Source organism: bacterium (assembly GCA_024226335.1).
Taxonomy (GTDB): domain Bacteria; phylum Myxococcota_A; class UBA9160; order SZUA-336; family SZUA-336; genus JAAELY01.
Genome location: JAAELY010000163.1, coordinates 1 through 1919, shown reverse-complemented (window position 1 = coordinate 1919; position 1919 = coordinate 1). Strand labels below are relative to the sequence as shown.

Below are 1919 nucleotides of genomic sequence, written 5' to 3'. Positions count from 1 at the left end.
CGTGTGCTTCTTCCAGGATCGTGATGGCCTCGACGCGGCGGTGCTGCAGCTTCAAGCAGTCGCCGTAGACACGCAGAGCGTAGGCGATCTCCGACGGTCGATCGGCGAAGGTGCGCCGGGATCGAAGGAGTGCCTCTCGATAATACGGTTCCGCTTCCCCGTGGCGGCCCAGCCGATCCATCAGCTTGCCGAGCTTCTGCATCGAAACGATCGAATCGCGATGGTCGTCGCCGAGCGACTGTCGCTGATCGGTGAGGGTTCGCCGCAAGTGGGGCTCGGCCTCATCGAACTTCTCGCGGGCCATCATCACCGATGCCAGGTTGTAACGCGTGGTGCTGGTGCGGGTGTGAAGCGCCCCGAGGACACGTTCGCTGCGCTCCAGGGCCTCGGCGAAGTGAGCCTCCGACTCGTCCAGCCGATTCTTGAAAAACAGCAGCAGGCCCAGGTTGTTGATCAGTGCGATCGTATCCGGGTGATCGTCGGTCAACACTCGCCGACCGCGTTCCAGCCCTTCGCGGAACAATCGTGCGGCCTCGTCCAGATCGCCCTCGGACTGGCGCAGGAAGGCCAGATTGTTGATCGAGGTGATCGTATCGGGATGGTCGTTTCCCAGAGCCCTGCGACGGCCCTCCAGGGCCTTGCGGTGGAACTCGTTCGCTGCGACCAGATCGCCCTGGGCGCGTCGTAGTACTCCCATGTTGTTCAGGGAGCTCAGCATGTCCGGGTGTGTTTCGTCGAGGAGTCGGGAGCGGCCCTCGAAGGCCGTCACGAAGTGTCTCTCCGCGGACTTCAGGTCGCCTCGAGCCCGCGCGATCTCGCCCAACAAGTCGTGGGAGGTGAGGGTGTCCGGGTGATCGATGCCGTGTAGCTCGCCACGAATCTCGAGGGAGCGATCGAGCAGGAAGGTACCTCGCTCGTACTGGCCCAAATGGGCCAAGATCGTGCCGAACGTCTCGGACAGACTCGCTCGCACTTCAGGCTGATCCACCTGATCGAGGGAATCGACCCCCCAGTTCAGCAGCTGCTGGACGGTCAGCTCGTTTCCCAGAGCCACTTCGGGATCGACTCGATTGAACAGGCCTTCGACGTATTCCAGAGTCTCGTTGGCCGTTGCAGCCGAGCGTCGGGCGTTGTCGGCCTCGAGATTCGCCCGATCCCTCTCGAGAGCGATCCTGCGGGCCTGGATCGTCATCATCGCCGCGAAGGCGATCAGTGTGATCAACAGCGTCGTCGCAAACGCCACGCCGACGGTGTGCCGCTTGATGAATTTTCCCACGCGATAGCTCGTGCTGGGCGGTGTGGCCAGGACCGGGAGATGTAGGAGATGGCGGTCGATGTCCGCAGCCAGCTGAGACGGGGAGTCGTAGCGCCGCGCGGGGTCCTTCTCCAGCGCCTTCATGGTGATCCAGTCCAGGTCACCGGAAAGCTGACGCTCCAGCGTCGAAACGTCCGAGTTCCGATGCCTCGCCGATTCGTCGGACTTCGGTCCTTCCAGCGTGCGAAATCGCGTGCTCGGGCGTGGCGGATCTTCCTCGCAGATCTTGCGCCGGATGCTGTCCAGCCCCGCTTCCCTCAGCTCTCCCGATTCGAACGGCAGACGGCCGACCAGTAACTCGTAAAGGATCACGCCCAGGGAGTAGACATCGGATCGGGTGTCGACGTCCCGCCCGGTCAGCCTTGCCTGCTCGGGGCTCATGTATTCCGGCGTGCCGATAAGCGTCCCCAGCTCGGTGAATACGGTTTTTTCCGTCAGACGGTGGGCGGTTGCCTTGGCCACGCCGAAGTCGATGATCTTCGGTGTCGGCTTCCCGTCGATCTGCTCGACCAGCACGTTGGACGGTTTGAGGTCACGGTGGATCAAGGCCTTCTGGTGGGCGTGCTGGACCCCGGCGCACACCTGCTTGAACAACTCGAGGCGG

General features: G+C 63.1%; 1 protein-coding gene. It reads right to left on the bottom strand.

All coding sequences use genetic code 11. From position 1 onward, the window contains the following. Positions 1-1919: serine/threonine protein kinase (locus GY725_07800; protein MCP4004082.1), on the bottom strand; the 1919-nt coding region annotated here is incomplete at both ends.